At 57.1% G+C, this 1,039-nt stretch carries 1 rRNA gene; it reads left to right on the forward strand.

The annotated features are described in order from the left end of the window. Positions 1-1,039: ribosomal RNA gene (locus AB0C78_RS50830) — 23S ribosomal RNA — on the forward strand; the annotation flags it as partial.

Below are 1,039 nucleotides of genomic sequence, written 5' to 3' on the forward strand. Positions count from 1 at the left end.
ATTCCGTGAGTAGTGGTGAGCGAAAGCGGAGGAGCCTAAACCGTGCGCGTGTGATAGCCGGCAGGCGTTGCGTGTGCGGGGTTGTGGGACCATCCGGTCAGTGCTGCCGTGCTGACAAGAAGTTACAAACTGCTCGGGTAGTCGAATGGCATGGGAAGGCCGACCGTAGACGGTGAGAGTCCGGTAGACGAAACCTGTAGTGGCTTCTGGGTGTGTTCCCGAGTAGCACGGGGCCCGTGAAATCCCGTGTGAATCTGCCACGACCACGTGGTAAGGCTGAATACTTCCTGGTGACCGATAGCGGATCAGTACCGTGAGGGAATGGTGAAAAGTGCCCCGGTGAGGGGTCGTGAAATAGTACCTGAAACCGTGTGCCTACAAGCCGTCAGAGCCTCCTCACATGTCTTCGGATGTGTGTTGGTGATGGCGTGCCTTTTGAAGAATGAGCCTGCGAGTTATGGTGTGTGGCGAGGTTAACCGGTGGCGGGTAGCCGTAGCGAAAGCGAGTCTGAATAGGGCGCAATAGTCGCATGCTGTAGACCCGAAGCGGGGTGATCTAGCCATGGGCAGGGTGAAGCGCCGGTAAGACGGTGTGGAGGCCCGAACCCACCAGGGTTGAAAACCTGGGGGATGACCTGTGGTTAGGGGTGAAAGGCCAATCAAACTCCGTGATAGCTGGTTCTCCCCGAAATGCATTTAGGTGCAGCGTCGCGTGTTTCTTGCCGGAGGTAGAGCTACTGGATGGCTGATGGGCCCTACCAGGTTACTGACGTCAGCCAAACTCCGAATGCCGGTAAGTGAGAGCGTGGCAGTGAGACTGCGGGGGATAAGCTTCGTAGTCGAGAGGGAAACAGCCCAGATCATCGGCTAAGGCCCCTAAGCGTGTGCTAAGTGGGAAAGGATGTGGAGTTGCCGTGACAACCAGGAGGTTGGCTTAGAAGCAGCCATCCTTGAAAGAGTGCGTAATAGCTCACTGGTCAAGTGATTCCGCGCCGACAATGTAGCGGGGCTCAAGCACACCGCCGAAGCCGTGGCATTG

Source organism: Actinomadura sp. NPDC048394 (assembly GCF_040651755.1).
GTDB lineage: Bacteria > Actinomycetota > Actinomycetes > Streptosporangiales > Streptosporangiaceae > Spirillospora > Spirillospora montaniterrae.